The organism is Variovorax sp. P4_B11, from assembly GCF_056402355.1.
Map to the genome: position 1 here is coordinate 1 of NZ_JBFUHO010000137.1, position 3,209 is coordinate 3,209.

A 3,209-nucleotide genomic window follows, 5' to 3' on the forward strand; every position below is an offset into this window, starting at 1 on the left:
GTCTGGAAGGCGATGCCGTCGATCACGCCGATGATGTCCACGATCTTCTTCGACGAGGCGTTGATCGAGGCCATCGTGTCCACCACCTGGCTCACCACCTCCCCGCCCTTGACCGCCACTTCGGAGGCCGAGACGGCCAGTTGATTCGCTTGACGCGCGTTGTCCGCGTTCTGCTTGACCGTGCTGGTGAGTTCTTCCATCGACGCCGCCGTCTGCTCCAGCGAGCTGGCCTGCTCCTCGGTGCGCGAGGACAGGTCCTGGTTGCCCGCGGCGATCTGGTTCGACGCCGTGGCAATCGTGTCGCTCGAGACCTTGATCTTCCCGACCACTTGGGTCAGCTCGATCTGCATCAGCCGGATCGAGTGCAGCAGACTCCCGGCCCGCGCCGAGCCGGTGTCCACTTCCACCGCCAGGTCGCCGCTCGCGATGCGTCCGACGACCTCGGCCGCGTAGGCGGGCTCGCCGCCCAGCTGCCGCCCGAGCGAGCGCGCGACCATCATGCCCATGCCCACGCTGGCCAGCAGTCCTGCCCCCGCGATCAGCAGCATCATCCAGCGCGAGCTGCCATAGGTCGCGGCGGCGTGCTCCGCACTGGCCTTGGCGAGCATGTTGCTGTGGGCCACCATGGCTTCGAGCACCTCCTCGAGCGCACGGGAATCCTTCAGCAACTGCGCGCTGTCGTCCCCCACGCGGCCGTCGAACTGGGAGCTGTCCAGCGACTGCTTGCCCACCAGTGCGACGAAGTCGGCCATGCGCTGCTTGAGCGGCGAGATCAATGCCTCGTACTGCCGATAGAGCTTCGCACCCGCCTCGCTCTCCTCGAACAGCGGCTTGGCCTCCGCGGTGCGGGCCTCCAGGTCTTCGAGCGATTTGCGGATGGCGGTGGCGCCCGCATTGCGCTCGCCGCGCGTGGCCGCCGACAGCAGCGTCATCTGGGACCGGCTGGCGTAGAGCAGCGCGATATTGGCCTGCTGCACCGCCTGCAATGCGCTCAGCTCATGGCTGTAGAGCCTTTCGGTCGACGCGCTGATGCGCGCCATGTGGAAGATGCCGAGCGCACCGACCACGGTGCCGAGTGCCGCGACCACGAGAAAGCTCAAGACCAGCTTGAGCGTCACGCGCAGATGTTGAAACCACTGCATTTTCTTTCCTTTGGTGGCGGCCACTGGCGCGGCCGGATTCAGAATTCGGTCCAGTCGCCGGACGAGGAAGCGAGCTTCGGCTCCGAGCGCACCGACGCCGTCGGCTTCCTGGGTGCCGGCACAGCGGATGCGGCACCGGCCTGCTTGCGCGCTGCCTGCGGCGCCTGGGCTTTCGATTTCGCCCGTGCGATCGCGCGCGCGGCTTCGCCGTCGCTCGCCATCTTGAACACGCTGACCGCCTGCACCAGGCTGCCGGCCTGTTCCTGCAGCGACTGCGCCGCCGCCGAGGCTTCTTCGACCAGCGCCGCGTTCTGCTGCGTCACCTGGTCCATCTGCGTGATCGCCTGGTTGATCTGCTCGATCCCCGAGATCTGCTCCTGGCTGGCCGCCGTGATCTCGCCCATGATGTCGGTCACCCGCTTCACGCTGTCGACGATCTCCTCCATCGTCTTGCCGGCCTCCGCCACCTGCTTGCTGCCTTCCTCGACCTTCTCCACCGAGTCGCCGATCAGCGTCTTGATCTCCTTGGCCGCCGCCGCCGAGCGCTGCGCCAGGCTGCGCACCTCCGAGGCCACCACCGCGAAGCCGCGGCCCTGCTCGCCGGCGCGCGCGGCTTCCACCGCCGCGTTCAGCGCCAGGATGTTGGTCTGGAAGGCGATGCCGTCGATGACGCCGATGATGTCCACGATCTTCTTCGACGAGGCGTTGATCGAGCCCATGGTGCCGACCACCTGGCTGACCACGCCGCCGCCCCTGACCGCCACCTCGGAGGCCGAGACGGCCAGCTGGTTGGCCTGGCGCGCGTTGTCGGCGTTCTGCTTGACCGTCGAAGTGAGCTCTTCCATCGAGGCCGCCGTCTCTTCCAGCGAGCTGGCCTGCTCTTCGGTGCGCGAGGACAGGTCCTGGTTGCCGGTGGCGATCTGGCTCGATGCCGTCGCGATCGTGTCGGTGCCCGTGCGGACTTCGCCGACCACCTTCGCCAGGCTGTCGTTCATGTGCTTCAGTGCCTGCATCAGTTGCGCGGTCTCATCCCGGCCCTCGGTCTCGATGCGCGCGCTCAGGTCACCCGCAGCCACCGTCTCGGCCACCTTGACTGCCTTGCCCAGCGGACGCGTGATGCTGCGCGAGATGAGCCATGCGAAGACGCTGCCCATCAGCACCGCCAGGATGCCCAGGGACAGCGTCAGGCGAAAGCTGCGCTCGTTGGCCGCGTCGATGGCCAGGCTCATGTCGTCGATCGCCTGCCGCTCCATCGACAGCAGGTCCAGCACACGGCTTTCGTAGGCCTTGGCGGCCGGCTGGAACGACTCCTTGAAGGCACGCTCCGTCTCGGCCGCGTTGCCGCCGGCCTTCGCCTTGCCCACCACATCCTTGGCCGCCTGGTACTTCGCGCGAAGCTCGACGATCGACTTGAAGGTCGACTTCTCGCGCTCCGTCACCAGCAGCGACTCGACCTTGGCCATGGTCTCGCTGCCCTTCTTGACGCTGTCGGAGATCACCTCCGCGAACATGACGGGCAGCGTGTCGTCGGTGGTCTTGGCGATCATCGAGGTGCGCGCGATCGCCGAGTAGGTCAGCACGTACCAGTCGGAGATGAGCCGCTCCTTGGCCAGCGGACTCTGCATCATCTGGCGGGTGGCTTCCGCGTTGCTCCGCGCACTGACCAGGGCGGCAGCGGTCGAGAGGATCGTCAGACCCAGGACGATGGCGAATCCGATGGCAAGGCGTGTCCCGATGCGGACGTTCGACAGGAGGTTCATGATGGCGACCGGTGTGGAAGATTCGACTCAGGCCGCGGCAGCTTCGACGAGGCCCATCTCGTCGCTGGACATCAGGCGGTCGATGTCCACCAGGATCAGCATCCGCTCGTCCAGCGTCCCCAGCCCGATCAGGTAGTCCGTGTCCAGCACCGACCCCATCGCCGGCGCCGGCTTGATCTGCTCCGCCGTCAGCGTGATCACGTCCGACACGCTGTCCACCACCATCCCCACCACCCGCCCCCCGATGTTCAGCACGATCACCACCGTGAACTGGTCATAGCTCGGCGTCCCCAGCGCAAACTTGATC

At 66.8% G+C, this 3,209-nt stretch carries 3 protein-coding genes; all 3 read right to left on the reverse strand.

Features of this window, described 5'->3' with window-relative positions; translation table 11 throughout:
- On the reverse strand, positions 1-1,142 hold a 1,142-nt coding region (locus AC1DYD_RS41170), incomplete at its 3' end, for a methyl-accepting chemotaxis protein (RefSeq protein WP_478178461.1).
- Positions 1,143-1,180: 38 nt separating this feature from the next.
- Positions 1,181-2,902, reverse strand: a complete 1,722-nt coding sequence (locus tag AC1DYD_RS41175; protein WP_478178462.1) for a methyl-accepting chemotaxis protein — start codon at positions 2,900-2,902, stop codon at positions 1,181-1,183.
- A 27-nt stretch (positions 2,903-2,929) separates the two neighbouring features.
- Positions 2,930-3,209, reverse strand: a 280-nt coding sequence (locus AC1DYD_RS41180) for a chemotaxis protein CheW (protein ID WP_478178463.1), incomplete at its 5' end; no start/stop codon positions are given.